This is a genomic window from Romboutsia sp. (genome assembly GCF_051659545.1).
In the GTDB taxonomy this organism is placed as follows: domain Bacteria; phylum Bacillota; class Clostridia; order Peptostreptococcales; family Peptostreptococcaceae; genus JBOFOR01.
This window is the reverse complement of record NZ_JBOFOR010000004.1, coordinates 1-4,093: the sequence shown is the minus strand read 5'-3', so window position 1 is coordinate 4,093 and position 4,093 is coordinate 1. Positions and strand designations below refer to the sequence as shown.

The window sequence follows — 4,093 nt, the reverse complement described above, 5'->3', positions numbered from 1 at the left end:
ATAAATTATATTTTAATCTATGTATAGTAAATACAGTTGAAAAGACATTATCAGCAAAGTTTTGTCCTTTATCATCTAAAATACATAATAGATTTTTCTGTTGATATTTATACAAAATATGTTTTCCTTTGACCATAGATTTTTTATTTTTTTCTTTAATTATTTTTTCTATTTCTTTTACTACTGATAGCGGAATATATACTTGTTTATTATATTTAAGTAATTTTATCTCAAGTTTTTTAAAAAACTCATGAGAATTTTCTTCTACTAAACTACAAGTATCTATAAATATCTTATAGTTTTTAACTAACATTTCTAAAAATATATCTTCTCTATCCAATGTTATCCCACTATTTATTCTCTTTAATTCTCTTTCTATATTTATACATTTAAAATAATCTGCTATCCCTTTACAGTCTAGTTCTATACTTAAATTGGCATCTTTTATAATTTTTTGTATATTGTTTTCAGAAACTCCATATGTTTCTTCAAAGAATTTTATGCTTTCCATATACCACTACCTTATCTTAGTAATATTCTTATATATTAATTTTTACTACCTCACTCTTATTTCCCTCTATTTGATTAGAAAAAGGTACAATGTAAAATTCAATACTTCCTTTTCCACTTAGCTGAGATAAATCAAAAGTTCCAACAATTCTATTTTCTTCTCCATATTTAGCATCTACTTCGCCTACTGGTACAAATCCACTGCTATTTCCTATTTTTTGATATACCCTATAATAATAAGGTTCGTTAATAATTGTAGATTCAAAATCAAAATAAATCTTTAATACATTTCCATTTATTTCATGGTTTAGTTGTAATTTTTTTATACTGACATCATTTATGGTTTTGTTTCTTACAGTTACTTTAACTACTTTATGTATGTCATCATACATTACTATTAAATTTTGTTCTCCTACACTTATACCTTTTATATTACCTTGATTGTCTACATCTATTACGTTTTGATTACTATCAGAAGGATACGCTACGTCTGGCTTGCCTAACTGATATTTAACATTCTCTAAGTTTCCATATCCAGGTGGGTTTGTTTCTATAAAGGTTTTTAAATTATATACTTCATCCACTGCAATCTCTATATTTTCATCAACAACTAAATCTATTACCTTTGGATTAACAGTTATATATTTTTTAGTTTCATTTCCATCACACTCTGCTATTATAGCTGCTCTACCTAAACCTACAGCACGTACATTTCCATCTTCTCCAATTTGTAAAATAGACTCATCACTTGATTTATAAGTTATTTTATTTCCTTGCCCGATATCATACTCTCTATCAACCTGTGCGGTAATAATCGCTTCATCCCCTACTTGCAACTCATCCCATTTTATATCTATGCTTATGCTTTCAACTTTTGATGATAATACTGTAATTGGTATAGTGTATACAATCCTATTATTTCTAAGTATATTTAAATTTGTTGTTCCTGAATTAAATGTAGATATCATTCCATCTTCTGTGATTTTAGCTATATTTTGATCTTCTATCGAATAACTAAAATCAACTTTTTTAGCATAAAATGGAATAGCTTTATAATTAACATCTATCTCCATAGTTTTATTTATGGGAATAAATATAGAGTCATTTTTTTCATCTAAAACTAATGAGTTGCTAATTTTTACTGAATAATCTTTTATTATAGGAGGAATAACTCCTTGAATTGATAATGATATCGAACCAATAAATATCAATAGTAATATTAATATAATAGTTAAAACTCCAAGTAAATGTTTTCTAAGCTTAGTGGTAACTATTCTTAAAAATGCAGGTAAATATATCGGCATTAGTCTAATAGCAGATTTATATGCATTAATTGCAGAATCATACTTTTTTAATTTTCTTAATGAATCTCCTGCAAGCATGTATGTATTTATATTCGGAGTAAGCTTATCAATTATTATATAAGTGTGATGCAGTGCATCTATGTATTTTTTATTTTTATATGATTTATTAGCTTCTATTAATACCTTTTCTGTATTAATGGTATCTTCGTAACACTTATATCCCAAAGTATATGGTATATCATTCTTTTTTAAAACGTTTACTATATTAGACTTTCCACTTGAAAAACATTCTTCATACTTTTGTATTATATCTTGTAGAAAATCTTCTATCTTTAGACATTCATAAAAGTGTACTATATTCTCCACAATGTAATCAATGCATTCTTCTCTATAAACTTGTCCATAATAAGAGCATGCATTTAATATTTTTATTTTTTCTAGCATGTAATGCGTTTTTTCTTCCGCATACATAACTGCATCATTAATCTCATCTATAGCATTTCTAAATCGTTTATCTTTTAAAGCTTGTTCTGATCTTGTCACATAAATGTCTGGATTTTTATCAATTACTTTTTCTTGTGTTATAGATTCTATTTCAAATCCTTCAAATAAATTACTCATAATAATACCTACTAACCTTTATAACAGTATTCTTGTACCAAAGTTCCTTCTTTTTTTATTTCTTCTATAATACCAGGATCAACTTTACTCATTGGTGCTCTAGCTACTATATCAGTCTTTACAAAATATTTATCCATAGGATTACTTTTAGTATATATTGTTGCTTTATTTTTTATAGAATTCATTTCTACATCTATCTTTGCTATGGCTCTTTGCATAAGACCTCTAGCTTTATAACCAAATGCTTGCTCCACTGCATTAGCAGCAACATTATTTAGCCACGTCCTTATATCATCCCAAAAAGTTATTAAAATTGTACTAGCTACTGCACCTAATAAAACCCAGCCCACTACTGCTATTGTACTTAAAATAGGCATATAGCACCTCCTCCTTACGCTAATTTATTTAATCTATTTTTATTCTACTCTCTTCTAGTATTGATTTATTTCTTTTTTATACTGTTCATCTGATATTATTTGCGACTGCATATCTACACTTTCTTCCCCTAGAGAATATCTACTTTTAACATAATTATAAGCTAAATCAAAATCTTGCTTACTCACTTTATCTGATTTTCGTTGTAATGCATTAACTGATGCAAATAATAAAATATCTTTTATATCAGCTCCGCTTATATTATCATATATTCTAGCTAGTATATTAAAGTTAATATCAGTATCTAACGGAAGTTCTCTTGGAATATGATATTTCCATATAGATAATCTACCTTTTATATCAGGCAATTTAAATTCTATACTAGACAATATTCTTCTCTTAAAAGCATCATCATAATTTTTTATAAGATTAGTAGTAAAAACTATTATTCCATCAAATTTTTCTAATTCTAAAAGCATTACACTCCTAGTAATATTTACACCATAATCTGCAGATTGTGTAACATTTGTAAGTCTTTTACCTAAAAAAGAATCTGCCTCATCAAATATTATGACTGCATCATTCTTCTTAGCTTCTTTGAACACATTACTTATATTCTTAGGGGTCTCACCTACATATTTTGATTCTAGTTCTGAATAATTGACTAAGCATACTTTTTTACCTAAATATGATGCAATAGCTTCTGCCGTCATACTTTTACCAGTTCCTGGAGGACCAAAAAAATTAAATATTATTGCCCTATCATTTTTTAATGTCTTACTTAATCCCCAATCATTAAATAGTTTATTATGATATTTTTTTATAACTAAAGAGCTCAATATTTGTTGTTTTGCCTTTTCATCTAGATAAATCTCATCTAAAGTGTATTTTGGCTCATAACAGTTTATAATTTGAACTTTTTCTTCATTTTTAGAGCTCTCCTCACTTTCATCATTGTGATGAATTATAACTTTATTAGGCAGTGTATTATATTTTGATAAATTAGATGTAATTGACTGTGCTATTGCATCTACGGATTTATTTACTAATTCACTATCTAATAATTCTTCTTTTCCATTTATTTGCGCATACTTTGCCCCCATTATTCGAATAATTAATTCTTGGTTGTTGCATAAATAATTTTTTTGTATATCTTTTGAATATGTTTCATATACAGAATTGCTTTTGCTAAATATACTCATCTTCCCAATTTTCTCCTCTTATTTATATTATATAATTAAATTATATACATATTCTCTGTATTTTTTTGTAAAATTTTATCG

General features: G+C 26.6%; 4 protein-coding genes. All 4 read right to left on the bottom strand.

All coding sequences use genetic code 11. From position 1 onward, the window contains the following. The coding region (locus tag ACRC03_RS00235; protein WP_438650530.1) for a hypothetical protein at positions 1–511 on the bottom strand (511 nt) is incomplete at its 3' end. Positions 512–539: 28 nt separating this feature from the next. Continuing rightward, on the bottom strand, positions 540–2,435 hold the full coding sequence (locus ACRC03_RS00230; protein WP_438650529.1) for a hypothetical protein: 1,896 nt from the start codon (positions 2,433–2,435) through the stop codon (positions 540–542). 11 nt (positions 2,436–2,446) lie between these two features. Further along, positions 2,447–2,812: a hypothetical protein gene (locus ACRC03_RS00225; RefSeq protein WP_438650528.1), complete on the bottom strand. Its 366-nt coding sequence runs from the start codon at positions 2,810–2,812 to the stop codon at positions 2,447–2,449. 54 nt (positions 2,813–2,866) lie between these two features. Beyond that, positions 2,867–4,012: an ATP-binding protein gene (locus ACRC03_RS00220; RefSeq protein ID WP_438650527.1), complete on the bottom strand. Its 1,146-nt coding sequence runs from the start codon at positions 4,010–4,012 to the stop codon at positions 2,867–2,869. Between the last annotated feature and the right edge of the window lie 81 nt (positions 4,013–4,093).

Bases quoted from the DNA above. Each gene is read 5' to 3' on its own strand.
- ACRC03_RS00230 (WP_438650529.1), bottom strand. From the start codon at position 2,435: ATGAGTAATTTATTTGAAGGATTTGAAATAGAATCTATAACACAAGAA.
- ACRC03_RS00220 (WP_438650527.1), bottom strand. From the start codon at position 4,012: ATGAGTATATTTAGCAAAAGCAATTCTGTATATGAAACATATTCAAAA.
- ACRC03_RS00225 (WP_438650528.1), bottom strand. From the start codon at position 2,812: ATGCCTATTTTAAGTACAATAGCAGTAGTGGGCTGGGTTTTATTAGGT.